The sequence below is a fragment of the Streptomyces sp. GB4-14 genome, from assembly GCF_022696125.1.
Lineage (GTDB): Bacteria > Actinomycetota > Actinomycetes > Streptomycetales > Streptomycetaceae > Streptomyces > Streptomyces werraensis.
The window spans coordinates 2,205,665-2,229,874 of sequence record NZ_RZHO01000002.1 but is presented as its reverse complement, the minus strand read 5'-3'; the positions used below and the strand labels follow the sequence as shown (position 1 = coordinate 2,229,874).

Genomic DNA, 24,210 nt, shown 5'->3' with positions numbered 1-24,210 from the left:
CGCACCGGACGGCCGCGGCCCTGCTGCCGCGGCCGTCCGGCGCCGGACGACTACGACGCCGTGGCCAGGGAAGGCGGCACGGTGACGATCAGTCCGCCGACCGGCCCCACCCGGCCGCAGCCGTCGCAGGAGGCACCGGTGCAGGAAGGACCCGCCGCGCCCGAGGACGCGCCCGCCCCTCCCCTCGCGGAGGATCCGGAGGAGGAGGGCCTGTCCCTGGACGCCCTGCCGCCCGCCTGGACCGCCTGAGCGGCCCCGCTCCTCCTCCGGGCAGCGCCGTGGTGCGGGACGTCACGCGTCCGTGTACTCCACGTACAGGGGGCTCGCGACCAGCAGGCCGGGCGGCTTCGTGGCGGGAAAGCCCGTGGTGACGCGGGCGTAGCCGCGCATCGTCGCCGCCGTCTCCGGGTGGGTCTGGGCGTCGATGCGGGCCAGGAGGGCGTGCAGGGCGCCGACCAGGGAGGGGCGGCGGCCGTCCGGGCCGGTGCCGAGGTCGTCGGAGAGGGCGGCGAGCAGCGCGCCGGGCGCGCTGGCGTCGGAGCCGAGGAGGTTCCGCACGAGCGTGCCGGACTGCCGGGTCTCGTCGGTGACGCGGGTCGGCGGACCCGCGATCAGATGGTCCGCCGAGCCGTGCAGCAGCAGCCGGACCGGGCGGTCCGGTTCCGGGGTGTCCGCGAAGAACACCATCGTCGGGTCGGCGCCGTCCAGGACGAAGTAGTTGAGCGGCGCCTCGAAGGCGATCCACTGCCCCGGCCGCACCCCCGCCTCCGTGTACCAGCGCGCCGACTCCTCGACCCGGCGCACCACCCGCAGCAGATGTCTGCCCCACAGATCGGACGTGGGCCCGGGCGACGGGTCCACCTCCACCCCGCCGAACGGCGTGGAGACGCTGACCCGCTGCCGGGGCCACGCGGACCGCAGTCCGGGCAGAAACTGCGAGAGTTTCCGGTCGGACAGGTAGATGACTTCCTGCACTCCTGCTCCGTTCTTCACACGTCCCCGTCGTTCACACGTCCCGGCTCGTCACACGTCCTGGAGTCCCAGGAACTCGAAGGCCGCCGGCGGCAGCAGCTCCGAGGGCCGGAAGAGCCCGTCCGGGCCCGGCTCCATGTCCCGCACGATGCGGTCCAGCAGCTCGTCGAGGCGGGGGCGGTCGTCCGGGTCCGGCCGCAGGCAGGGCGCGACGACGTCCACGAAGGCGTCCGGCACCCCGCTCAGGTCGGGCGCCTCGGTCTGCATGCGGAGCATGGTGCGCACGGGGTCGCTGCCCGGGTACGGGCTGTGCCCGGTCGCGGCGAACACGAGCACCGCGCCCAGTGCGTACACGTCGCTCGCGGACGTCACCTTCCGGGCGTCCAGCGCCTGCTCGGGCGACATGTAGGCGGGCGTGCCCAGCGTGGTGTGCGCGACGGTCAGCTTGCTGGCCGCCGCTGCCGCCGCCAGGGCGAGCCCGAAGTCGATCACGCGCAGGCCGTCCACGCCGACCAGCACGTTGGACGGCTTGAGGTCGCGGTGGACGATGTCCGCCGCGTGCACCGAGCGCAGCGCCTCCACCGCCTGCGCGGCCACCCAGAGCAGCGCCCCCAGCGGCAGCGGCCCGCACGCGTCGACGAGGTCCTTCAGGGACGGCGCCGAGACGTAGGCGGTGGCCAGCCAGGGGATGTCCCCGGTGGTGTCCGCGTCCACGACGGGTGGTGCGTAGAAGCCGTTCACGCCCCGCGCGGCGGCCACCTCACGCTGGAAGCGCCTGCGGAACTCCAGGTCGTCGGCCAGTTCCTCCTTGACGACCTTGACGGCGAGCAGCCGCCCGGCCGGGGTGCGCCCGAGGAACACCCGGCCCATCGACCCGCTGCCGATCCGCCGCAGCACCGTGTACGGCCCGACCCGACGCGGGTCGAAGCGCTGCAGCGGCTTCCAGCGGGACGTGGGGTCCCACTCGTGATGCGTCGGGCGCAGCACCGAGCCGGCGGGCGGCGCCGCGGGCGACGGCACCCGGGGCAGGGACGCGGCCGTCTCCTGCACGACGCCCAGGGCGTCGATCAGCTCCCGGACCACCGTCGCCTCGACGGTGGCCGACGCCGACCGTACGAAGTGGCCCAGCTCGGTCATCTTGTCCAGGACGACCTTGCTGTCGACCCCGGCCTTCTCGGCCAGCTCGTAGACCCGCACGTTCGCCACACCCGACTCCTCCACCGACAGGCCCGTCCTGGCCTCGCAGGGGTCAAGAATATGGGTGCGGACGGGTCAAAATAGGGACAAACACCGGGGCGTCGCGCGGGTGTTGACGTCAGTGCGGCAGCGTGGCCGGGCTGCCGCCGTTCGCCTCGTAGCCGGCGACCGCCAGGGCGCGGTACACGGCGAACTCGGCGGCCGGGTCCGGGGAGAGCGTCCACGGCAGGGCGCCGACGTGCCCGTCGACGTGTATGAGCTGGCCCATGGCCTCCGCCCAGCGCTCGGAGCGGACCAGGAAGAAGATCAGCATGTGCCGCACGTGCGCGAGCATCGGGTCGTCCGCGCGGGCCGAGTGCACCGCGTGCAGCGCGCCGTGGATCGCCTTGGAGACGACCTCGCTCTGGTAGAACCCGCTGACCAGGTTCACCTCCGGGAGGTGCTCGAACACCGCGAACAGCGGCATCGCGGCCAGCAGCGACCCCTCGGGCGCCCGCGCCGCCGCGGCCTCCGCGAAGTCGTACGCCTGCTGCCGCGAACCGTGCCACTTCTCGCACCAGTAGTGCAGCGCGGCCAGGTGCGCGCCCATGTGCGCCGGGGCGCGGTCCAGGATCTTCAGCCAGACCTGCTCGAACTCCTGCTGGGAGTAAGCGAGTCCGCGCGCCACGGAGAGCTCCACGATGTACGGCACCGGGTCGCCGGGGGCCAGCAGCGCGGCCTCGCCGCACGCCGCCTTCGCCTCCTCCATGATGATCCGGAACTCGTCCGATCCGGGCGCGGCCGTGCGCCACGCCTGCTGCACCAGGAACTCCGCGTGCACCGCGGCGCCGCCCGCGTCCTTGGGCGCCTCGGAGCGCCACACCCGCAGCCACTGGCCGCCCGGCGTCTCGGAGACCCCGCCGGGCCGCTGCGCCAGCTCCAGGGACGCGGCGCCGGCGAAGGCCTGCACCCGCTGCCAGCGCTGCTCGCCGTCCGCGGGCGTGCCCGCCAGCAGCTGCTGCGCCGCGCGGTAGTCCTGGGTGCGCTGGACCACGTCGAGGACGTCCAGCAGGTCCTGGTCGGGGCCGGGCATGCGGATGTCCAGCTCCTCCTGGCGCGCGAAGCCGTAGTTCGCCGGGTCCGCCGCGTCCGGGTGGCCGGCCGGGACGAGCCCCACGGCGCCGCGCCGGCGCCGCAGGAACGGCAGCAGCACGAAGCCGATCATGAGGAGGGCGATCAGGACCCACAGAATCTCCATGTCACAAGCGAACCAGACCGCGCGGCCGAATGGCCAACCCGGTGCCCGTACCTGTGGAAAAACCCCGCCGCCCGCCCGAAAAGGCCCCTTCGCCCCGCCCGGACCGGCGGCGGACGTCATCACACCGTTCCGCGCACTACCCTCGGGCGCATGAGCGACAGGCACATCAGTCAGCACTTCGAGACGCTCGCGATCCACGCGGGCAACACCGCCGACCCCCTGACGGGCGCGGTCGTCCCGCCGATCTACCAGGTGTCCACCTACAAGCAGGACGGCGTCGGCGGCCTGCGCGGCGGTTACGAGTACAGCCGCAGCGCCAACCCGACCAGGACCGCGCTGGAGGAGAACCTGGCCGCCCTCGAGGGCGGCCGCCGCGGACTCGCGTTCGCGTCCGGACTGGCGGCCGAGGACTGCCTGTTGCGCACGCTGCTCGCGCCCGGCGACCACGTGGTCATCCCGAACGACGCGTACGGCGGCACGTTCCGCCTGTTCGCGAAGGTCGTGGCGCGCTGGGGCGTGGAGTGGTCGGTGGCCGACACCTCCGACCCGGCGGCGGTGCGGGCCGCGATCACCCCGAAGACCAAGGTCATCTGGGTGGAGACCCCCTCCAACCCGCTGCTCGGCATCACCGACATCGCCGCCGTCGCCCAGGTGGCGCGGGACGCCGGCGCCCGGCTCGTCGTCGACAACACCTTCGCGACGCCGTACCTCCAGCAGCCGCTGGCGCTCGGCGCGGACGTCGTCGTGCACTCCCTGACCAAGTACATGGGAGGCCACTCGGACGTCGTCGGCGGCGCCCTGGTCACCGCCGACGCGGAGCTGGGCGAGGAGCTGGCGTTCCACCAGAACGCGATGGGCGCGGTCGCCGGGCCCTTCGACTCGTGGCTGGTGCTGCGCGGCACCAAGACGCTGTCGGTGCGCATGGACCGCCACAGCGAGAACGCGACCCGCGTCGCCGACATGCTCACCCGTCACCCGCGCGTGACGGGCGTGCTGTACCCGGGCCTGCCCGACCACCCCGGTCACGAGGTCGCCGCCAAGCAGATGCGTTCCTTCGGCGGCATGATCTCCTTCCGCGTCGAGGGCGGCGAGCAGGCGGCCGTCGAGGTCTGCAACCGCGCGAAGGTGTTCACCCTGGGCGAGTCCCTGGGCGGCGTCGAGTCGCTGATCGAGCACCCGGGCCGGATGACGCACGCCTCGGTCGCCGGCTCGCAGCTCGAGGTGCCGGCCGACCTGGTGCGCCTGTCCGTCGGCATCGAGAACGTCGACGACCTGCTCGAGGACCTGCAGCAGGCCCTCGGCCGCTAGGGCACGCCGGAAGGCCCGGTCACCAGCCGGTGAGGGGTGGGGTCGTCCCGGACGGCGGCTCCACCCAGGGCCGGGCGGTCAGCGCCCACACCGTGAACGCCACGGTCGCCGCGCACAGCAGCAGCCACATCACGCGCCGGGCGTACGTGCGTCGCCGGAGGACGCGGTCGCCGCGCCGCACCGCCTCCGCGGCGAGGTCGGGCGGCAGCGCCGGAGGGCCCGTCACCATCAGCCGCCGCACCCGCTCCTCGCGGTTCGACCGGTTCACCACGCCTCCCCGGTCATGAGGGCACCGTGCCGGCGCGCCCCAGGGCGGGTGCGGGCCCCGGCGCGGGACGCAGCACGACGGCCATCGCACGGTTCTGCACGGCCCGTACGCGCTCCGTCGGCAGCCCCAGCAGGGCCGCCGTCTGGTCCTCGCCGATGCCCTCGTGCAGCCGCATCACCAGGATCAGCCGCTCCTGCGGGCTCAGCCCGGCCAGCGGGCCGCCGGGCGGGGGTTGGAAGGGGAGCCGCCCGCCGTACCGCAGGGTGCTGAGCGCGAACCTGATCATCAGATAGCGCCGGGTGTGGTCGTAGGGGTCCTCGCCGTGCAGCCGGTCCCAGCAGGCGTACGTACGGGCCAGGGCGAGGGTGAGCAGGCGCTGGGCGCGTGGGTTGGCGTCCCGGGGCTCTGCCGTCAGCAGGGTCGCGGTGTGCAGCAGCCGTCCGCCCGCGCCCGCCACGTACGCCCGGAACTCCTGGGCGCGGCGGACGTCGTCGCACGCATGCCGTGGTCGCACCCGCACCTCCTGAAGCCCCCGCGGAGGGCCGCCCCGCGCCGTGCGGCGGACGGGGACCCTCCCCACATATCAGGCCAGGACGCACCTCCGGGTCAAGAGGCGCGCACGGTGCCGGAGCGCGGCCGGGTCAGGAGTCGCCGCGGTCGTTCCCGGCCATCCGGGCGGACAGCGCGCCGTTAAACCGGGTGAGCAGCGCGCAGAACGCCTCACGCTCCTCCGGCGCCCAGTCCTGGGTCAGCTCGGCCATCAACTGCCGCCGGGAGGCGCGCACTTCCTCCAGGCGGGCCTGGCCGCGCGGGGAGAGCTGGAGCACGACGGCGCGGCCGTCGTCCGGGTGCGAGGTCCGCTTGACCAGGCCGGTGTCCACGAGCGGCGCCACCTGACGGGTGACGGTCGAGGAGTCGATCCCCATGCTCGCGGCCAGGGCCTTGACGCCCATGGGGCCTTCCTTGTCGAGCCGGTTGAGCAGCAGGTAGGCGGCGCGGTCCATGGAGTTCCGCACCTGGCCGACCCCGCCGAGCCGGGTCTGTTCGGCACGGCGGGCGAAGAGCGCCACCTCGTGCTGCAGAGTGTCGAGAAGACCGGTGTCGCCGACCGCGGTCAGATCGGTCGTCATGTCCATCGACATTTCAGGTGTAGTGGGCATGGCGGGGGGCTCACTTCGTGATGGGCTGCTGATGGGAGGACAGGGTACGCGGCCGGGGCGCGGACCGTACCGGGGCTGTGCAAAGCGGTCGTCCGCGGGTTGGTCACACCGGGGCCGTCCCTGTGGAAACTGCGATGCTGGAGGCATGAGCTACCGCACGGCCGACCGGCTGCGCACCGTCACCCTCGACGACGTGCGCGGCGCCCACAAGATGCTCTCCGGCGTGGCCCGCACCACCGCCCTGGAGGGCAGCCGGCACCTGTCCTCGCAGGTGGGCGCGCCGGTGCTGCTGAAGTGCGAGAACCTCCAGCGGACCGGCTCGTTCAAGCTGCGCGGCGCGTACGTGCGGATCGCCGGGCTGCTCCCCGAGGAGCGGGCGGCGGGGGTCGTCGCGGCGAGCGCGGGGAACCACGCGCAGGGCGTGGCGCTGGCGTCGTCGCTGCTCGGCGTGCGCTCGACGGTGTTCATGCCGAAGGGCGCCCCGCTGCCGAAGATCAGCGCGACCCGGGAATACGGCGCCGAGGTGCGCCTGCACGGCCAGGTGGTGGACGAGGCGCTGGCCGCGGCGCAGGAGTACGCGCACGAGACGGGCGCGGTGTTCATCCACCCCTTCGACCACCCGGACGTCATCGCAGGGCAGGGCACGGTGGGACTGGAGATCCTGGAGCAGTGCCCGGAGGTGCGGACGATCGTCGTCGGGGTCGGTGGGGGCGGGCTGGCGGCCGGGATCGCGGTCGCGGTGAAGTCGCTGCGGCCGGACGTGCGGATCGTCGGGGTGCAGGCGGAGGGCGCGGCGGCCTACCCGCCGTCCCTGGCCGCCGGGCGCCCGGTGTCGCTGAGCCACCCGGCGACGATGGCCGACGGGATCAAGGTGGGGCGGCCCGGCGAGGTGCCGTTCGCGCTGGTGGGCGAGCTGGTGGACGAGGTGTGCACGGTCACCGAGGACGAGCTGTCGGCCGCGCTGCTGCTGTGCCTGGAGCGGGCCAAGCTGGTCGTCGAGCCGGCCGGGGCGAGCCCGGTCGCGGCGCTGCTGAGCCGGCCGGAGGCCTTCGAGGGGCCGGTGGTCGCGGTGCTGTCCGGCGGGAACGTGGACCCGGTGCTGATGGAACGGGTGCTGCGGCACGGCATGGCGGCGCAGGGCCGCTACCTGGCCGTACGGCTGCGGCTGACCGACCGGCCGGGCGCCCTGGCCTCGCTCCTCGGGGCGTTGTCAGTGGTCGACGCTAACGTCCTCGACGTGAGCCACGTGCGGACGGACCCGCGGCTGGGACTCACGGAGGCGGAGGTCGAGCTGCACCTGGAGACCAAGGGACCGGCGCACTGCGCCGAGGTACAGCAGGCCCTGCGCGACGCGGGTTACACGGTCATGGGCTGACGCCGGACGCGGCTTCACCCCTTCGGGCAATTCCATTGAGAGACGCGATACATCGCGTTATGGTGTGTGCTCCGTCACGGCGTGGCCGCCGGTGACCCCCGGCGCCCCCGGGGCGGCACCGGGCGCATGCCGGCACACGAACCTAGGCTTTTCCGAAGAATCACGATGACGTGGAGATTCATATGCCAGGTGCCATTCAAGCCGAAGGTCTGGTGAAGACCTTCGGAGACGTCAAGGCACTGGACGGCGTCGACCTCGAGGTCCCGGAGGGGACCGTCCTGGGGCTGCTCGGGCCGAACGGCGCGGGCAAGACCACCACCGTCCGCTGCCTCACCACGCTTCTGCGTCCCGACAGCGGCAGGGCCGTCGTCGCCGGGATCGACGTGCTGAAGCACCCCGACGCCGTGCGCCGCTCGATCGGTCTGTCCGGTCAGTTCGCCGCCGTCGACGAGTACCTCACCGGCCGGGAGAACCTCCAGATGGTCGGCCAGCTCTACCAGATGAGGGCCAAGGCCGCCCGGGCCCGCGCGGACGAGCTGCTGGAGCAGTTCCACCTGGCGGACGCGGCCGACCGCACGGCGAAGACCTACTCGGGCGGCATGCGCCGCCGCCTCGACCTGGCCGCCGCCCTGGTCGTCTCCCCGCCCGTGATGTTCATGGACGAGCCGACGACCGGACTCGACCCGCGCAACCGCCAGCAGCTCTGGGACGTGATCAAGGACCTCGTCTCCGGCGGCACCACGCTGCTCCTCACCACGCAGTATTTGGAGGAGGCCGACCACCTGGCGCACGACATCGCGGTCGTCGACCAGGGCAAGGTCATCGCCCAGGGCACCTCCGACCAGCTCAAGGCCCGCACCGGCGGCGAGCGCGTCGAGGTCGTGGTGCACGACCGCGAGCACATCCGCACCGCGGCCGCCCTCCTCGACAAGTACAGCCTGCGCGGCCTCGGCCAGGGCGACACCACGGTCGAGGAGCACATGCGCAAGATCACCACGCCGGTCTCCGGCGGCGCCAAGCTGCTCGCCGAGATCATCCGCGAGCTCGACGCCGAGGGCATCGAGATCGACGACATCGGACTGCGCCGCCCCACCCTCGACGACGTGTTCCTCTCCCTCACCGGCCATGTCGCCGAATCCGCGCAGTCCGAGCACGAGGAGGCCGCGAAGTGAGTGCCGTCACCGAATCCGTGCGGGTCGCGTCCCCCGGGAACGCGTTCAGCCGCTCCGTCCGCGACTCGCTGGTCGTCGCCAAGCGCAACCTGATCCGCATGGTCCGCATCCCCGAGGTGGTCATCTTCGGGCTGATCCAGCCGATCATGTTCGTGGTGCTGTTCTCGTACGTGTTCGGGGGCTCCCTGGACATCGGCGGTTCCACCAGCCCGCAGGTCTACCGTGAGTTCCTGATGGCCGGCATCTTCGCCCAGACCGTCACCTTCGCCACGGCGGGGGCCGGAGCGGGCATCGCCGAGGACATGCACAAGGGGCTCATCGACCGCTTCCGCTCCCTGCCGATGGCGCGCGGTGCTGTGCTCACCGGCCGAACCCTCGCCGACATGGTGCAGACGGCGCTCACCCTGCTCGTCCTCGCCGTGGTCGCCCTGCTGGTCGGCTGGCGCACGCACACCAGCTTCGGCGAGGTGCTCGGCGCGTTCGGCCTGCTGCTGCTCACCGGGTACGCGTTCACCTGGATCGGCGCGGTCATCGGCCTGTCGGTGCGCACCCCCGAGGCGGCCACCTCCGGCGGCCTGGTCTGGCTGTTCCCGGTCACGTTCGTGTCGAACGCGTTCGTGGACTCCAGCAACATGACGCCCTGGCTGCAGCACATCGCGGACTGGAACCCGTTCAGCGCCACCGTCCAGGCGTGCCGCGAGCTGTTCGGCAACCCGGGCGTCTCCACCTCCGACGCCTGGCCGATGCAGCACCCGGTGTGGGCGTCGGTGATCTACTCGGTGCTGATCATCGTGATCTTCCGCACCCTGGCCGTGCGCAAGTACCGCTCGGCGGCGGCATGACGAAGCCCCCGGCGCCGCTCGGGGCGCCGGGGGCCCGTGGGGACTCGCGTGCGGCCGGTCAGCCGCTGTAGGGCTCGGCCTTGAGGATCGTCACCGAGGCCTTCTTGCCGTTCGGCAGCTCGTACTCCGCGTCCTCGCCGACCTTGTGGCCCATCACGCCGGACCCCAGGGGGGACTGCGGCGAGTACGTCTCGATGTCGGAGCTCGCGTACTCGCGGGAGGCGAGCAGGAAGGTCAGCGTGTCGTCCTCGTCGCCGTCGAAGGCGATCGTGACGACCATGCCGGGCGCCACCTCTCCGTCGGTCGCCGGGGGCGTGCCCACCTTGGCGTTCTCGAGGAGCTGGGTCAGCTGGCGCACACGGAGCTCCTGCTTGCCCTGCTCCTCCTTGGCCGCGTGGTACCCGCCGTTCTCACGCAGGTCGCCCTCCTCACGCGCGGCGGCGATCTTGGCGGCGATCTCCGTGCGCGCGGGACCAGTAAGGTACTCAAGCTCGTCCTTGAGCTTGTTGTACGCCTCCTGGGTCAGCCAGGTGACGTTCTCGCTGGTCTGGGTCACAGGTGCTCCTCGTAGGTACTGGGAATACAAAGCATCGCCCTACCCAGAAGGATGGTCCCCCAGGGACGGGCGAAACCACGAGCCTAACAATTCAGTGCCCGCAGGGGGAGGACATAAGCCACTGTTCTCACATCAGCGCAGGTCAGTGGCCGGGTATTCCCCGCCCGCTCATTCGGCGTGACAGCCGACGAGCTCCGCGCTGGTGCCGGGGGAGGTGGTCCGCAGCGTGACCACCTGGTCGATGCGGGTGGCGTCCCCGTCGAAGCGGAAGTCGGCCCGGCCGACCTCGGCGCCGTCCGCGGACTGGGAGCGCACGGTGCAGTAGCCGACGACGCCGGCGTCCTTGTGCACCTCCAGGTGCACCTTCACCGCGTCCTCGCCGGTCTCGAAGCGGATCAGCTCGGCGCTGATCTCGTTCTGGGCGACGTAGTGGTAGCCGAACCAGCCGATCAGGGCGGCGAACAGGACGGCCAGCACACCGCCGACGACCTTGAGGGTGCGGTCGGCACGCTGGTCCGAGGAGCGGCCGTAGCGGCCCTCGGGCAGCCGCGTGCTCGACGTACTCATGATCGTCTCCTCGGAAGGAAGGGACCGGCGTCCCCGGACCGTCCCCGGGAGCGGCGCTCCGGAATTTTTCGCCCCCCGGTTCCGTCACTATAGAAGCCTGCGACTGCGCCGCCGCACACAGGGCGCCCAACGACTTGAGGATTGAGTCTTGACCGACAAGCTGCGACTGATGGCCGTCCACGCCCACCCCGACGACGAGTCGAGCAAGGGCGCGGCCACCATGGCGAAGTACGTGTCCGAGGGGGTGGACGTGCTGGTGGTGACCTGCACGGGCGGGGAGCGCGGCTCCATCCTCAACCCGAAGCTCCAGGGGGACGCGTACATCGAGGAGCACATCCACGAGGTGCGCAAGAAGGAGATGGACGAGGCCCGCGAGATCCTCGGCGTGAAGCAGGAGTGGCTGGGCTTCGTCGACTCGGGTCTGCCCGAGGGCGACCCGCTGCCGCCGCTGCCGGAGGGCTGCTTCGCGCTGGAGGACGTCGACAAGGCGGCGGGGGAGCTGGTGCGGAAGATCCGCTCCTTCCGGCCGCAGGTGATCACCACCTATGACGAGAACGGCGGCTACCCGCACCCCGACCACATCATGACCCACAAGATCACGATGGTGGCGTTCGAGGGCGCGGCGGACACCGTGAAGTACCCGGAGGACGAGTTCGGCCCGGCGTACCAGCCGCTGAAGGTGTACTACAACCAGGGCTTCAACCGGCCCCGCACCGAGGCGCTGCACAACGCGATGCTGGAGCGCGGGCTGGAGTCGCCGTACGGCGACTGGCTGAAGCGGTGGGACGAGTTCGAGCGCAAGGAGCGCACGCTCACCACGCACGTGCCGTGCGCCGACTTCTTCGAGATCCGGGACAAGGCGCTGATCGCGCACGCCACGCAGATCGACCCCGACGGCGGCTGGTTCCGGGTGCCGCTGGACCTCCAGAAGGAGGTCTGGCCGACGGAGGAGTACGAGCTCGCGAAGTCGCTCGTGGACACCTCCCTCCCCGAGGACGACCTCTTCGCGGGCATCCGGGACAATGGCTGACATGAGCGCAAGCGCAAGCCTGGCAATGACCCACCTGGTCCCCCTCGCCAAGGAGTTCGACGAGGACAAGGTCACCCCCGGTGTCCTCGGCTTCATCGTCTTCGCGGTGATGGCCCTGGCGGTCTGGGGCCTGATGAAGTCGATGAACCGGCACATGGGCCGCGTGAACTTCGCGGAGCCGGACGACAAGTCCGCGGACGCCGCCGCGCCCGACGCCGGCAAGTCGACGGCCTGACCCAGGCGCACAGACGTACGGCACCCGGCAGACGCGCCGGGTGCCGCACCTTGCGTGCCCGGAAGCGGCCTACGCGTCCAGCGGGACGGGTACCCCCATCACCTCCCGTGCGTGGCGGGTGGGGACCAGGCCCAGGTTCCAGGCCTGCCAGCCCGTGTCGAGGGTGACGCCCCGCTCCAGGAGGAGCTGGTAGGAGTCGACGCAGTCGGTGAGCTTGGGGTCGCGGGCCGGGTGAGGGGCGGCGGCCAGCTCCGTGAGTTCCTGCTGCGCCACCGCCGTGCCGACCTCCGTGCCGCCCGGCGCCGCGTACGGCAGGAGAGTGCAGCGCAGGAAGCGCGCCCAGTCCTCGCCGCGCCGGTCGCCGTAGGAGGCGAACAGCGCGACCGCCTCGTCGCACAGCGCCAGCGCCTGCTGGGTGCGCGCGTTGCCCGCGTCGACGACCGCCAGCTCCAGGCACGTCCACGCCTCGCCGTGCGCCACCCCGATCCGCTGGAAGTCGGCGCGCGCGTCCACCAGCAGCTGCCGGGCGAACCCGGAGTTGCGCAGCGAGCCCGTCCTGGCCGCCCGCTGGTCACGGGTGACCCGCGCCGAGTGGTGCCGGGCGCAGGCGAGGCCGTAGACGTCCCGCATACGGGAGAACATCGTGCGGGCACGTTCCAGCTCGCGCACCGCGCGGTCCAGGTCGCCGCTCTCCTCCAGCGCCTGCCCCAGGTAGTACAGCGTCCACGCCTCGCCGCGCGCGTCCTCGTTGTCCCGGTGCCGCGCGGCCGCCCGGCGCAGCTCCTCCACCGCGGGACCCGCCTCCCCGTCCACCAGCCGGGCCCGCGCCAGCTCGGTCAGCGCCCATGCCTCGCCGCGCGCGTCCCGGGTCCGGCCGTACAGGTCGAGGGCGGTGCGCAGCTCACCCTCCGCGCGCGGCACGTCCCCCCGCCGCAGATGCAGCTGACCGAGCTGGAAGTGCGCCCACGCCTGCCCGTGCAGGGACTCGCCGGCACGGTGCAGCACCAGCGACTCGCCGAGCAGCTCCAGCGCCTCGGCCAGCCGGGCCCGGTCCCGTTCCACCGCGGCCAGCGCGTGCATCGTCCAGGCGCGGTCGGCGGCCAGCGCGTCGGACGCCTGGAGGTCCAGCGCCTCCCGCAGCCGCGCCGACGCCTCCGTCAGGTTTCCCTGGTGGTGCAGCGTGATGCCGAGCGAGGTCAGCGCCCGTGCCTGGCCCGCCTCGTGCTGCGCCTCCCGGTACAGGTCCACCACCGACGTCAGGGTGGTCCGCGCCGTGTCCAGCTCGCCGAGCTGACGGGCTGCGATGCCGGTGCGCCACTGCACCGAGCGGATCAGCAGCCCTTCGTCGACGGCCTGCGCCAGCTCGTTGATCTCACCCAGCCGGTAGAGGTCGCCGCGCAGCAGGCAGTAGTCGCACAGCGCGCCCAGCAGATTCAGCACCGCCCCCTGGTCGACGCCCTCGGCGTGCCGCAGCGCGGCGGTGATGAAGCTGGACTCGTCGTCCAGCCAGCGCAGCGCCTCGTCCAGGGAGGTGAACCCGTAGGGGCTGAAGCGGTCGGAGCGGGTCGACATGTTGCCGTCGACCAGCCGCAGCACCGAGTCGGCTAGCTCGGCGTAGTTGACGATCAGCCGCTCCTGCGCGGCGGCGCGCTCGTCCGGGTCCTCCTCGTCGAGAAGACGGGCGTGCGCGAACGCCCGCACCAGGGCGTGCAGCCGGTACCGGCTGTGCCGCACCCGGTCGATCAGCCCGGCCCGGTGCAGCGCCTCCAGGTGCCGGGTGGCCTCCGCCTCGTCGGTGGACAGCAGCGCCGCCGCGGCGGCAGCGCCGAGCGACGCCCGCCCGGCCAGCGCCAGCCGCCGCAGCAGCCGCCGTACGGTGTCCGGCTGGTCGGTGTAGCGCAGCCACAGCGCCCGCTCGACCGGCTCGACGGGCCCGTAGGCGTCGAGGTCGGTGGCGAGGGCGAGCGTCGAGCGCGGCCCGAGGGCGGCGCCGGCCAGCCGCAGCGCCAGCGGCAGGCCCCCGCACAGCTCCCGCACCCGCTCCGCGGACTCGGCGTCGTACGGCCCCGAGGCGTCCTGCGCGGCGGCGGTCAGCAGCTCCTCCGCGCCGGCCGCGTCCAGCGGCTCCACCGGCAGCCGGTGCACCCGCGCGGGCAGGTCCTCGGACAGCCCGAGCGGGGAGCGCGAGGTGACGAGCACCAGGCTGTCGGAGCGCTCGGGCAGGAGCGTGCGCACCTGCTGCGGGTCGGAGGCGTCGTCGAGGACGATCGTGACGGGCGTGCCGGTCAGATGCTGGTGGTACAGCTCGCTCAGCCGCTTGACCTGCTGGTCCGGCGAGGTCCGCTCGCGGAACAGGAGCTGCTCGCGGGGCGCGCCGAGCCGGTTCAGCAGATGCAGCAGCGCGTCCCGCGTGGACAGCGGGGGCTCGCCGGAGCCCTCGCCGCGCAGGTCGACCACGCAGGCCCCGCGGAAGTAGTCCTTCAGCTCGTGCGCGGCCCGCACCGCCAGCGTCGTACGGCCGCTGCCCGGCTCCCCGTGCAGCACCACGACCGTGGGCCGGGTCTCCGTGCTCGCGCGGGCCGACTGCACCCACTGCCGGATCCGGGCCATCTCCTGCCGCCGCCCGGCGAACGGGCCGTGCGGCTCGGGGAGCTGCCCGAACGACTGCTCCAGGACGTTTCTCCCGCGGGCCGCCGCGCTCTTGTCGGTGCCGCGCAGCCGCGGCCCGGTCCGCTGGGGCGCCGTGGACGCGGCGAGGACCCGCTGCTGGTCTAGGAACGGCCGGATGCCCCGCACCTCCAGCGCGGTCAGCCACTGCAGGCGCAGCTGCTCCACCCCGCCCGGCTGGCCCGCCGCCCCGGCGTGGTGGTGGGCGGCGGGGAGGTGCGACCCGGCGACCTTCACCACCGTCGCCGCCGCCCCGACCACACCGACGGCCACACCCGCGCCCAGCGCGGTCCCGGTATCCGTGCCGAACGCCAGGTCGGCGACCACCGCCGCGACGCCCGCCACCCCGGCCACCAGCAACGGCGTCCCGCCGCCCTCGCGCGCGTACCGCTGCCGGAACGACTGCCGCCCCGCCTCCGCCTCGTCCAGTGCGCGGGTGTAGGCCTCGTACTCCTCGGCCGCCGTGCGCGCCATCGCGTCCAGCGCCCCGCGCGCCCGGGACAGCAGCACCTTCCCGTCGGTGCGCCCGCCCGACCGGCGCACCTCCTCCTCCACGGCCCGCGCCAACAGCCGTTCGGCATCGGCCCGATGACCGTCCCTCATGTCCCGTCCCCCTCCGGCGGCGACTCCATTGCCTACGAGTGTCCTTGGGACACGCCCGACGCGCGAGGGGGTGGCGCCCGAAGGTCCGGTCCGTGGAGCGGCAGGGGTACTTGACGGAACGGTCAGTCCGAGGCGAGCGGGTCCCGGTGGTCGGGTTCGTCCCGCTTCCAGTAGCCCTTGGCGTAGGCACGCTGCCGGTCCAGGCCGAGGTTCTGCTGGAAGTGGCGGCGGATCTCCCGGACAGCGCCGGACTCCCCGGCCGCCCAGGCGTAGGCGCGCCGCTCCGGCGCGGGGGCCTTCAGCACGGCGTCCCGCAGTGCCTCGCCCTTCGCCCGGCCGGAGCGGTGGACCCATACGACGTCCAGTGCGGCCCGGGTGTGCACCTCGGTCTCGGCCTCGGGGCCCTCCACTTCCAGATAGACGGTGCCGCGCACGCCGGCCGGCAGACTCTCGGCGATGGTCAGGACCGCCGGCTGGGCGCTCTCGTCCCCCGCCAGCAGGTAGGAGCCGACACCGGGGTCGGGACGGAACGAACCGCGGGGGCCGCCGAAGGAGACTTCCTGACCCACGTGCGCCGTCTCGGCCCAGCGGGCGGCCGGGCCGTTGCCGTGCAGCACCACGTCGATGTCGATACGGGGTTCGGACGGGTGCTGGTGGCGCACGGTGTAGGCACGCCCCACCGTCCGGCCGTCACGGGGATCGGGGACGTGCAGCTTCACCCACTGTGTCGGTTCCTCGCAGCGGAAGGCCGACATGCCGGGCCCTCCCAGGGTGATGCGGGCCATGCGCGGTGCGATCAGCGAGACGGCCTCGACCGTGGCGGTGTGACGGCTGCGCCGGGTGCGGAACATGGGGAAGGGGTCCTTCGGTCGGAGAGTCGGTCGGAAGGGCGGCGGGAGGGAGCGTCGGCGCGCCAGTACGCCAGGGCCGTGCCGGTCAGATGCCGGACGAACGTCGCGTCCAGCGGCCTGCGCGTCGTGAACGCCCGGTGGAAGGCGGGGCCCGCGAGCAGGTCCAGGAGCTGGTCGGCGTCGTACCGGGCCGGGGCGGTGCGGGCGTGCGGGGCCAGCAGGGCACGCATGCGTTCGCGGTCGTGCTGCCGCTGCCGTTCCAGTACACGGCCGCGGAGGGTGGTGGCGGTGCCCGGGTCGTGCAGGGCGAGGCCGATGAGGACGAACAGGACACGGCCGGTCGGGGACTCGGTGAAGAGCCGGGACAGGTGCGTCACATGGGTCTCGAGCGCGGCCCGCCGGCCCTCCGCCCGCATCGGCCAGGGTGCCCCATCGGCCAGGTCCTCCTCCAAGACGTCGAGCAGGACGGCCGCCTTCGAATGCCACCAGCGATAGATGGTCTGCTTGGCGACCCCCGCACGGTCGGCGATCGCGCCGACCGTCAGACCGCGGTAGCCGACGTCCGCCAGCAGGTCGTCCGCGGCTCGCAGCACCGCGATGCGTGCGGCCTCGCTGCGCCTCGGACCGCTGCGGGTGCGCACGGCGGGGGTCTCGTCCCGTCGTCGCAAGGCGTCCCGCCTGTCGTGCTGTGTGTCGATGACGCGTCCTCCTCACGGCGTCGCGGTCCCCGCGCGGCCGCCGTCCAGTCAGACTAGACGCAACGGTGCGTTTGATCAAAGCCCGGCTGAGCGGATCTCCGCCACCGCACGGCCGAACAGCAGCCGGGTCCGCATCCGGTGGACGGTGTCACCGTGCTGGTTGTCCGCCTCGACCACGAAGCGGACCGTGCCCGTGTCGGGGCGCCGGGAATGCGGTGCGGCCTCCTCCACGACGGCCCGCCCGCGCAACTGGTCCCCGGGGCGCACGGGCCTGAGGAACCGGACCTCGTCCATGCCGTAGGAGCCGTGGCAGGCGGAGTCGGCGAGCAGGGTACGGACGAACTGCCCCATGACCACGGCCCCGGTGTGCCACCCGCTGGCCACCAGACCGCCGAAGGGGGAACGGGCGGCCGCCTCGGGGTCCAGATGGAACGGCATCGGGTCGAAGTCGCGGGCGTAGCGGACGATGTCCTCGCTCGTCAGCCTCGTGACGCCCAGGTCGTAGGTGCTGCCGACGGGAAAGTGCTCGAAGTGCCGCACGATGAGTGATCCTTCGTCGTCTCGGATTTCGCGGACAGGGCAAGGGTGTGGTCCTTGAACGGCCGGCGACGCACACCGGCGGGGCCCGGGGCCCTGCAGGTGACGGTGACGCCCCTGCGGCCTACCCGGTCGGGCTCGGGGCGTGAACGGGCCGTGTGCGGGGGCGTTCGCGACGGCGCCGCCGTGCGCTGAACCATTCCGCGACGCGGAAGGCCAGATCCAGCGACTGCTCGCGGTTCAGCCGGGGGTCACAGGCGGTCTCGTAGCGCCGGTGCAGGTCCTCGAGGAGCACCTCGCGGCTGCCGCCGACGCACTCGGTGACGTCCTCGCCCGTCAGCTCCAGGTGCACACCGCCGGGATGCGTGCCCAGGGCGTGGTGCACCTCCAGGAAGCCGGTGATCTCGTCCAGCACGTCGTCGAGGCGCCGGCTCTTGTGACCGCTCGGTGCGGTGAAGGTGTTGCCGTGCATGGGATCGCACACCCAGACGACCTGGGCGCCCTGCGCGCGCACCGCCTCCACCAGAGCGGGGAGCCGGTCGCGCACCAGTTCCCGGCCCATCCGGGTGACGAAGGTGAGACGCCCCGGAGTGCGCAGCGGATCCAGCCGCTCCAGCAGCCCGAGTACGTCGTCCACGGTCGCGTCCGGTCCCAGCTTGACGCCGAGGGGGTTGCCGATGCCGGCGGCGAACGCGACGTGCGCCCCGTCGAGTTGGCGGGTGCGCTCGCCGATCCACAGCAGGTGCCCGGACAGGGCGTACCGCCGGCCCGTGTCGGGGTCCGTGCGGACCAGGGCGGACTCGTAGTCGAGGAGCAGGGCCTCGTGACTGGCGAACACTTCGGCGGGGCGCTTCGTCGAGGTGCTCATGCCGCACGCACGGGCGAACGCCAGCGCCGCACCGATCTCGTCCGCCAGCGGCCGGTAGTGACGCCCCGCCGCGGACCCGGCCACGAAGTCGCGGTTCCACTCGTGCACCCGGCGCAGATCCGGGTGACCGCCCGCGGCGAAGGCCCGCATCAGGTTCAGCGTCGCCGCGGACGCGTGGTAGACACGCTCCAGCCGGGCCGGGTCGGGGGTGCGGGCCGCGGGGGTGAATTCCCGTCCGTTGACGGCGTCACCGCGGTAGACGGGAAGGGTCACCCCGTCCCGCGTCTCGGTGGGCCGGGAACGCGGTTTGGCGTACTGGCCGGCCATGCGGCCGACCTTGACCACCGGGACGCCGGTCGCATACGTCAGGACGGCCGCCATCTGGAGCAGAACGTCCAGTTTCCCCCGCACGGACCGGGCGCTCACCGAGCCCAGCGTCTCGGCGCAGTCACCGCCCTGGAGCAGGAAGGCGCTGCCACGCGCCACCTCGCCCAGGCGGTCGAGCAGAGTGTCGCACTCCCTGGCGAACACCAGCGGCGGGGCGCATTCCAGGGCCGAGACGACCGTCCCCAGCGCCGCGGGATCGGGCCAGTCGGGCTGCTGCGCAGCGGACAGGGCCCGCCAGGCCTCGGGCGGCCCCGTGTCGTGCGGGCCGCCGTCCGCGCTCGGCGGGCGGGGGGATACGGGAGGTGAGGACACCGGACGCATCAGGGTTTTCACGCTGAAGACCTCAACGCCTTCTGTTCCGAGGACAGGGCACGGGCTTGCGGTGGGCGCAGCCTGGCACGCGTCCGAAGGCCCCGGGCAGTGGGTCGTTCTGGCTAGAAACGCGGCACTACTACTCCCGTACTAGCCCCAGCGGCCGACTGTCGGGGCGGGGCGTGCCCCTGGAGCATTTCGGCAGGCGCGGACCACCGGCGCGATCCGCCGGCAGCGCGGTCCGGAGCCCGCTCCTCCCGACCACCGGCTTCGAAAGGTGATTACGCATGAGCAGCACCGCCGGGCCCTCCGGGTCCGCCTCCCGCCCGCAGACCGGGGACGAGTACCTCGAGAGCCTCCGGGACGGCCGGGAAGTGAGGATCTACGGCGAGAAGGTCGCCGACGTCACGAGCCACCCGGCGTTCCGCAACAACTCCCGCATGGTCGCCCGCCTCTTCGACGCCCTGCACGACCCCGGGCGGGCCGGCCGGCTGGTCGTCCCCACCGACACCGGCAACGGCGGCTTCACGCACCCCTACTTCAAGGCCCCCTACAGCTCGGACGACCTCCGCGCCGCCGCACGGGCCATGGAGGAGTGGGCGCGCATGACGTACGGCTGGCTGGGCCGCACCCCGGACTTCAAGGCCGCCTTCCTGTCCACCCTGGGCTCCAACAAGGAGCACTACGCGCCCTTCGAGGACAACGCCTCCGCCTGGTACCGCAAGGCGCAGGAGAACGTGCTGTTCATCGGTCACGGCATCGTCAATCCGCCGATCGACCGCAACCGTGGGCTGACCGAGCTGAAGGACGTGATGCTGACGGTGGACCGGGAGACCGACGCCGGTCTCGTGGTGTCCGGGGCCAAGGTGGTCGGTACCGGCGCGGCACTCACCCAGCACATCTTCATCGGGAGCTACGGAGCCATTCCGCAGGGCGCCAAGGAGTTCTCCGCGTATTTCGTCGTGCCCACCAACAGCCCGGGCCTGAAGATCATCTCCCGCCCGTCCTACGAGTTCGCCTCGGCGACCGTCAGCAGCCCCTTCGACCAGCCGCTGAGCAGCCGCCTGGACGAGAACGACGGAATCCTCGTCTTCGACCAGGTGCTGATCCCGTGGGAGAACGTCTTCTGCTACGACGTGGACAAGGCGAACAACTTCTTCTACGGCTCCGGGTTCTTCTACCGGGCGATGTTCCACGCCTGCGTCCGCTTCGCGGTGAAGATGGACTTCCTGACCGGCCTGCTCGCCAAGTGCCTGGAGACCACCGGCACGTCCGAGTTCCGCGGGGTGCAGAGCCGGCTCGGCGAGGTCCTCGCCTACCGCAACATGTTCTGGGCGCTGGTGGACTCCATGGCCGAGAACCCCACGCGGTGGCCCGACGGCACCGTCACCCCCAACGGCGAGACGGCGCTGGCCTTCCGGGTGCTGTCGTCGTCCGTCTTCCCCAAGGTGCGCGAGATCTTCCTGCGGGACCTCGGCAGCGCCCTCATCTACAACAACTCGCACGCGGCCGACTGGTCGGACCCCGAGATCCGGCCCTACCTCGACAAGTACGTGCGCGGCCTGGGCGTGGAGGCGATCGACCGGGTCAAGCTGATGAAGCTGGCGTGGGACGCGGTCGGCACCGAGTTCGGGGCCCGCTGGGAGCTGTACGAGATGAACTACGCGGGCAACCACGAGCAGATCCGCTTCGAGGCGCTGCACGCCCAGCAGGCGTCCGGGAAGTTCGACGAGTACAAGCGGCTCGTCGAGCAGTGCCTGGCCGAGTACGACGAGAACGGCTGGAAGGTCCCGGACCTCCTCGACCCCAAGGACACCACCGTCGTCGGCGGCGGTGCACCGGGCACCACGGCAGCGGACCGGGCAGAGGCCGCATCGTGAGCAGCCGCACCCCGGCTGCTCCGGGCGGGCCGTCCGGGGCAGCCGGGGCCCTCCGCGCCGACACGGCTCACCTGCGGCACGTGCTCGGGCAGTACGTGACCGGCGTGTGCGCGGTGTCCACCCGCTTCGAGACCCGGACCGGCGTGCGCCACGACGCCATCGCCGTCAACTCGTTCAGCTCGGTCTCCCTCGACCCGCCCCTGGTGTCCATGTACCTGCGGGACGACTCCACCTTCCTGCGCCGGGTGCGCGCGTCCCGGCAATGGGCCGTGTCCTTCCTCGGCAACCGGTCGCGCCCCCTGGTCGGGGTCCTCACCGCGCCGGCCGCCGAGCGCCCCTCGGTGGAGGACGCCGCCGACTGGGCCGTCGGACCGCACACCGGCTGCCTGGTCCTGCTGGACGCGCCCGGCACCCTCGAATGCGCACTGCATCTCACCCAGCGGCTGGGCGACCACGTGCTCGTCGTCGGACGAGTGCTCGGCGCCGTCGGCCGCGAACACGACCCCCTGGTGTTCCACCGTGGCACGTTCACCGCACTGGCACCGGTCACCTGACCGCCGGCCGTACGGCGGGCCCGGCCGGTGTGCGCACACCGTCACGGGCCGCCGGGGGCACGTGGCGCGCAGACAGCGACGAAGGAGAGGAGACGCCATGACGGCGCGACATCCGTACGTGGCCGTGGTGGGCGGCGGCATCGGAGGGCTGGCCCTCGCGCTCGGCCTGCGGCGGCAGGGAATCGAGGCAGTCGTGCACGAGCAGGCACCCGGACTCGCCCACGCGGGAGCCGGCATCGCGATCGGCGCGAACGGCCACAGGATCCTCCGTGAACTGGGCGTCGCCGAACCGCTGGCCGCCACGGCGGTCCGGCCGCTGCGTGCCGACTTCCGGCACTGGCGCACCGGCCGGTCCATGGTCGCCCACCGGCTGGCCGACACCTACGAGCAGCGCTTCGGGGCGCCCTTCTGGACCGTGGAACGGGCGGCCGTCCAGCAGGCCCTGCTCACCGCCCTGGGGCCGCGGCATGTGCGGCTCGGCGCGCGGTGCACGGGCGTGGAGCAGACCGCCGACGCGGCCGTGATCCGCTTCGCCGACGGCAGCACGGCCGAGGCCGATGCGGTCGTCGGGGCGGACGGCATCCACTCCGCGGTGCGGCACAGCGTCTTCGGCCCCGACGAGGCGGTGTTCTCCGGCACCAGCGGCTACCGCGCCCTGGTCCCCATGGAACGGCTGCGACACATACCCGAACTGGCCGAACCCGTCCTGTGGCTGTGGTTCGGGCCGGGCCGGCACTTCATCGCCTACCCGGTCGCGGCCGGCCGCCTGCTGAACTTCCTGGCCGTCGTGCCGGACCGGAACTGGACGGTCGAGTCCTGGTCCGCCCAGGGCGATCCCGCCGTACTGCGGGCCGCCTTCGCCGGCTGGCATCCGTTCGTCACCGAGATCCTCGACGCCGCCGAGCACCCCGGCCGCTGGGCCCTGTACGACCGTGAACCGCAGCGCACCTGGAGCACCGGCCGTGTGACGCTGCTGGGTGACGCCGCCCATGCGATGCTGCCGCACCACGGGCAGGGCGCCAACCAGGCGCTGGAGGACGCGGTGACTCTCGCCCGCCTCCTGGCGCGCACGGATGCCGGCCGGGCCGCCTCCGCCCTGCGCGCCTACGAGCGCCTGCGCCGCCCGCGCACCCGGCTGCTGCAGGCAGGGTCGCGTAAGAACGCCGGCTGCTTCCAGCTCCCGGACGGACCGGAGGCGGACGCCCGCAACGCCCGGCTGGCCACGCTGCCCGACGACCTGGCCTGGATCCACGGGCACGACGCACTCGGCGCCCTGCACACGACTGCCCCCGAACCGGTATGAGCCGCCGCCCGCACCAGCCCCGCCCCCGCATCGACGAACGGTGAAGCCCGACATGGCACAGATCTACTCCTTCGAAGGCAAGGTCCCCGCCGTCCACCCGACCGCGTTCGTCCACCCCGACGCGGTACTGATCGGCTCGGTGGAGGTCGGCCCCGGCTGCTACGTCGGCCCGCTGGCCAGCCTGCGCGGCGACTTCGGGCACATCGAGCTCCGAGCCGGCTCCAACATCCAGGACGGCTGCGTACTGCACTGCTTCCCCGGCGCGGACACCGTCGTGGAGGAGGACGGGCACGTGGGCCACGGCAGCGTGCTGCACGGCTGCCGGGTGGGCCGGGACAGTCTCATCGGCATGAGATCCGTCCTGATGGACGGGGTCGTCGTGGGCCGGCAGGCATTCGTCGGCGCCGCGGCCTTCGTCAAGTCGGGCTTCCACGTCCCGGAACGGCATCTGGTGGCCGGCACTCCGGCGAAGGTGGTGCGCGAACTCACCGCCGAAGAGATCGCCTGGAAGGGCAACGGGACACGGCAGTACCAGAAACTGGCGCAGCGCTGCATCGCCGGACTGCACCCCGCTCCGGCCGTCACCGAGCGCGCGGCGCCCGAGGACACCGCGGACGACGCCGAGCCCGAGCACGTCACCCTGCACGCCTATCGCGCCCGCTGAAGCCACCGGCCGCCGAGGCCCTCCCCGGAACCCGGGGAGGGCCTCCTTCTGTCGCAGGCCTGTTGCCGGCGGCCGTCCAGGAGGGGGCCTAGTACCTCGTTCCTATGCCCAACAGGCGACTACCGGCCCTCGTGGCGAAAGCCGACGCTGAAGGGGCTTCCCGCGGCGCACCGGGCCGCGGTTCTTCCCACCCAGGAGGCCAGCCATGAGCAGCACAGTCACCTCCCGGCTCGTCGTCGGCGACCGGTTCCGCGACTTCGCCGAAGCCGTCGGGGCCGACACGTTCTCAGGTCTCGCCCGCCTGCTCGACGCGGGCGATCTGGACGCCGTGGCGGGACCGGTGTTCGTGGTCGCCGGCCAGGGCATAGGCGAGTACGAGATCACCTACCTCGAGGACGCCGTCCAGCGGCGGCAGCTGGGCGACCGGATCGTGCTGGTGCCTTCCGCCGGGAAGCCGGCGCCCCGGCAGCAGCTGCACAAGGCCCGCGAGGACAACGTCCTGGTGGCCGGTCTCACGCAGACCGGCGAGAGCACCTTCGAGGCGGCACTCCGGCTGCACGACCACAACGAACTGCTCGTCGACGTGCAGGACCGGGTGCACGTGCAGGGCATGGTGGTCATCGAGGCGGCCCGTCAGATGTTCCTCGCCGTGGTGGAGCGCTTCTTCACCTCACGCTGGCCGCAGCAGCGCTACTACATCGTCCTCAACTCGATGAACACCGCGTTCAGCAACTTCCTCTTCCCCGTGGGCGCGACCCTGCGGCTGACCGTGGACGAGGCCGACCTGTCGGAACCCAGCCGGCTGACGCTGCGTACGACGGTGGTCGTCGAGCAGGCCGCACGGGACGCGGCGCGGGTCACGGTGGACGCGGCGGCGTTCGCCCCCGGACTGCTGGAGGACAAGGAACTGCGCCGGGCCAAGGGCGCCGCGGCGGCCACGGTGGACGCGGCGCTCGCCACCGCCTGA

Annotated in this window: 25 protein-coding genes; 12 read left to right on the top strand and 13 right to left on the bottom strand. The window is 72.7% G+C overall.

What is annotated here, in order from left to right; translation table 11 throughout:
* Window positions 1–81: 81 nt before the first annotated feature.
* Window positions 82–249, top strand: coding sequence for a hypothetical protein (locus ELQ39_RS11210; RefSeq protein WP_242591809.1), 168 nt, complete (start codon window positions 82–84; stop codon window positions 247–249).
* Window positions 250–291: 42 nt separating this feature from the next.
* Here the strand turns inward: ELQ39_RS11210 and ELQ39_RS11205 are convergent, their stop codons facing one another.
* The 3 genes from ELQ39_RS11205 to ELQ39_RS11195 all read right to left on the bottom strand — a co-directional run bounded on the left by ELQ39_RS11205 (window position 292) and on the right by ELQ39_RS11195 (window position 3,406).
* Window positions 292–975: an SAVMC3_10250 family protein gene (locus ELQ39_RS11205; protein ID WP_242591808.1), complete on the bottom strand. Its 684-nt coding sequence runs from the start codon at window positions 973–975 to the stop codon at window positions 292–294.
* Between the two features lie 48 nt (window positions 976–1,023).
* On the bottom strand, window positions 1,024–2,178 hold the full coding sequence (locus tag ELQ39_RS11200; protein WP_242591807.1) for a translation initiation factor IF-2 N-terminal domain-containing protein: 1,155 nt from the start codon (window positions 2,176–2,178) through the stop codon (window positions 1,024–1,026).
* A gap of 109 nt (window positions 2,179–2,287) precedes the next feature.
* Window positions 2,288–3,406, bottom strand: a complete 1,119-nt coding sequence (locus ELQ39_RS11195) for a hypothetical protein (protein ID WP_190002352.1) — start codon at window positions 3,404–3,406, stop codon at window positions 2,288–2,290.
* Window positions 3,407–3,556: 150 nt separating this feature from the next.
* Between ELQ39_RS11195 and ELQ39_RS11190 the strand changes: the two genes are divergently transcribed.
* Window positions 3,557–4,714 carry a cystathionine gamma-synthase gene (locus ELQ39_RS11190; protein WP_225626134.1) on the top strand — a complete coding sequence of 386 codons (1,158 nt, stop codon included), beginning with the start codon at window positions 3,557–3,559 and terminating at the stop codon, window positions 4,712–4,714.
* Between the two features lie 19 nt (window positions 4,715–4,733).
* On the opposite strand, the gene ELQ39_RS11185 is transcribed toward ELQ39_RS11190, so the two are convergent.
* From ELQ39_RS11185 to ELQ39_RS11175, 3 genes are all read right to left on the bottom strand, one after another.
* On the bottom strand, window positions 4,734–4,982 hold the full coding sequence (locus tag ELQ39_RS11185) for a hypothetical protein (RefSeq protein ID WP_242591806.1): 249 nt from the start codon (window positions 4,980–4,982) through the stop codon (window positions 4,734–4,736).
* 13 nt (window positions 4,983–4,995) lie between these two features.
* Window positions 4,996–5,496 (bottom strand): sigma factor-like helix-turn-helix DNA-binding protein, encoded by a 501-nt coding sequence (locus ELQ39_RS11180; RefSeq protein ID WP_242591805.1) that lies wholly within the window; start codon window positions 5,494–5,496, stop codon window positions 4,996–4,998.
* A gap of 127 nt (window positions 5,497–5,623) precedes the next feature.
* A complete protein-coding gene (locus tag ELQ39_RS11175) occupies window positions 5,624–6,112 on the bottom strand; it encodes a MarR family winged helix-turn-helix transcriptional regulator (RefSeq protein ID WP_391667354.1) in 489 nt (162 codons plus the stop codon).
* Window positions 6,113–6,287: 175 nt separating this feature from the next.
* On the opposite strand from ELQ39_RS11175, the gene ilvA reads away from it, so the two are divergent.
* The 3 genes from ilvA (at window position 6,288) to ELQ39_RS11160 (ending at window position 9,531) form a co-directional block, all read left to right on the top strand.
* Entirely contained in the window at window positions 6,288–7,517 is a 1,230-nt protein-coding gene (gene ilvA, locus ELQ39_RS11170; protein WP_242591804.1) for a threonine ammonia-lyase, read from the top strand.
* A 182-nt stretch (window positions 7,518–7,699) separates the two neighbouring features.
* Entirely contained in the window at window positions 7,700–8,689 is a 990-nt protein-coding gene (locus tag ELQ39_RS11165) for an ATP-binding cassette domain-containing protein (protein ID WP_190002357.1), read from the top strand.
* A complete protein-coding gene (locus ELQ39_RS11160) occupies window positions 8,686–9,531 on the top strand; it encodes an ABC transporter permease (RefSeq protein WP_225643142.1) in 846 nt (281 codons plus the stop codon). The genes ELQ39_RS11165 and ELQ39_RS11160 overlap by 4 nt, the downstream gene beginning before the upstream one ends.
* Before the next feature lie 58 nt (window positions 9,532–9,589).
* Here the strand turns inward: ELQ39_RS11160 and greA are convergent, their stop codons facing one another.
* The gene (greA, locus tag ELQ39_RS11155) at window positions 9,590–10,087 is read right to left on the bottom strand and encodes a transcription elongation factor GreA (protein WP_190002359.1); all 498 of its coding nucleotides are present in this window, start codon (window positions 10,085–10,087) and stop codon (window positions 9,590–9,592) included.
* Window positions 10,088–10,255: 168 nt separating this feature from the next.
* A complete protein-coding gene (locus tag ELQ39_RS11150; RefSeq protein WP_190002360.1) occupies window positions 10,256–10,654 on the bottom strand; it encodes a DUF4307 domain-containing protein in 399 nt (132 codons plus the stop codon).
* Between the two features lie 148 nt (window positions 10,655–10,802).
* Here ELQ39_RS11150 and mca point away from each other — a divergent pair, with 148 nt between their 5' ends.
* Complete coding sequence (mca, locus tag ELQ39_RS11145) at window positions 10,803–11,684, top strand: mycothiol conjugate amidase Mca (RefSeq protein WP_190002361.1); 882 nt, start codon at window positions 10,803–10,805, stop codon at window positions 11,682–11,684.
* The gene (locus ELQ39_RS11140; RefSeq protein ID WP_242591803.1) at window positions 11,677–11,919 is read left to right on the top strand and encodes a hypothetical protein; all 243 of its coding nucleotides are present in this window, start codon (window positions 11,677–11,679) and stop codon (window positions 11,917–11,919) included. Before mca ends, ELQ39_RS11140 begins: the two co-directional genes overlap by 8 nt.
* A 69-nt stretch (window positions 11,920–11,988) precedes the next feature.
* On the opposite strand, the gene ELQ39_RS11135 is transcribed toward ELQ39_RS11140, so the two are convergent.
* From ELQ39_RS11135 to ELQ39_RS11115, 5 genes are all read right to left on the bottom strand, one after another.
* Complete coding sequence (locus ELQ39_RS11135) at window positions 11,989–15,189, bottom strand: tetratricopeptide repeat protein (protein ID WP_242591802.1); 3,201 nt, start codon at window positions 15,187–15,189, stop codon at window positions 11,989–11,991.
* A 122-nt stretch (window positions 15,190–15,311) separates the two neighbouring features.
* Entirely contained in the window at window positions 15,312–16,040 is a 729-nt protein-coding gene (locus tag ELQ39_RS11130) for a siderophore-interacting protein (RefSeq protein WP_242591801.1), read from the bottom strand.
* The gene (locus ELQ39_RS11125; RefSeq protein ID WP_242591800.1) at window positions 15,986–16,708 is read right to left on the bottom strand and encodes a TetR/AcrR family transcriptional regulator; all 723 of its coding nucleotides are present in this window, start codon (window positions 16,706–16,708) and stop codon (window positions 15,986–15,988) included. The genes ELQ39_RS11130 and ELQ39_RS11125 overlap by 55 nt, the downstream gene beginning before the upstream one ends.
* A gap of 105 nt (window positions 16,709–16,813) precedes the next feature.
* Window positions 16,814–17,278, bottom strand: coding sequence for a MaoC family dehydratase (locus tag ELQ39_RS11120; RefSeq protein ID WP_242591799.1), 465 nt, complete (start codon window positions 17,276–17,278; stop codon window positions 16,814–16,816).
* A gap of 121 nt (window positions 17,279–17,399) precedes the next feature.
* Window positions 17,400–18,863, bottom strand: a complete 1,464-nt coding sequence (locus ELQ39_RS11115) for a class II 3-deoxy-7-phosphoheptulonate synthase (protein WP_242591798.1) — start codon at window positions 18,861–18,863, stop codon at window positions 17,400–17,402.
* A gap of 266 nt (window positions 18,864–19,129) precedes the next feature.
* Between ELQ39_RS11115 and ELQ39_RS11110 the strand changes: the two genes are divergently transcribed.
* The 5 genes from ELQ39_RS11110 to ELQ39_RS11090 all read left to right on the top strand — a co-directional run bounded on the left by ELQ39_RS11110 (window position 19,130) and on the right by ELQ39_RS11090 (window position 24,210).
* Window positions 19,130–20,722: a 4-hydroxyphenylacetate 3-hydroxylase family protein gene (locus tag ELQ39_RS11110; RefSeq protein ID WP_242591797.1), complete on the top strand. Its 1,593-nt coding sequence runs from the start codon at window positions 19,130–19,132 to the stop codon at window positions 20,720–20,722.
* Window positions 20,719–21,276 carry a flavin reductase family protein gene (locus ELQ39_RS11105; RefSeq protein WP_242591796.1) on the top strand — a complete coding sequence of 186 codons (558 nt, stop codon included), beginning with the start codon at window positions 20,719–20,721 and terminating at the stop codon, window positions 21,274–21,276. The genes ELQ39_RS11110 and ELQ39_RS11105 overlap by 4 nt, the downstream gene beginning before the upstream one ends.
* 97 nt (window positions 21,277–21,373) lie before the next feature.
* The gene (locus ELQ39_RS11100; protein ID WP_242591795.1) at window positions 21,374–22,579 is read left to right on the top strand and encodes an FAD-dependent monooxygenase; all 1,206 of its coding nucleotides are present in this window, start codon (window positions 21,374–21,376) and stop codon (window positions 22,577–22,579) included.
* Between the two features lie 52 nt (window positions 22,580–22,631).
* Window positions 22,632–23,243, top strand: a complete 612-nt coding sequence (locus tag ELQ39_RS11095) for an acyltransferase (protein WP_242591794.1) — start codon at window positions 22,632–22,634, stop codon at window positions 23,241–23,243.
* A 205-nt stretch (window positions 23,244–23,448) separates the two neighbouring features.
* Window positions 23,449–24,210 carry an AfsA-related hotdog domain-containing protein gene (locus ELQ39_RS11090; RefSeq protein ID WP_242591793.1) on the top strand — a complete coding sequence of 254 codons (762 nt, stop codon included), beginning with the start codon at window positions 23,449–23,451 and terminating at the stop codon, window positions 24,208–24,210.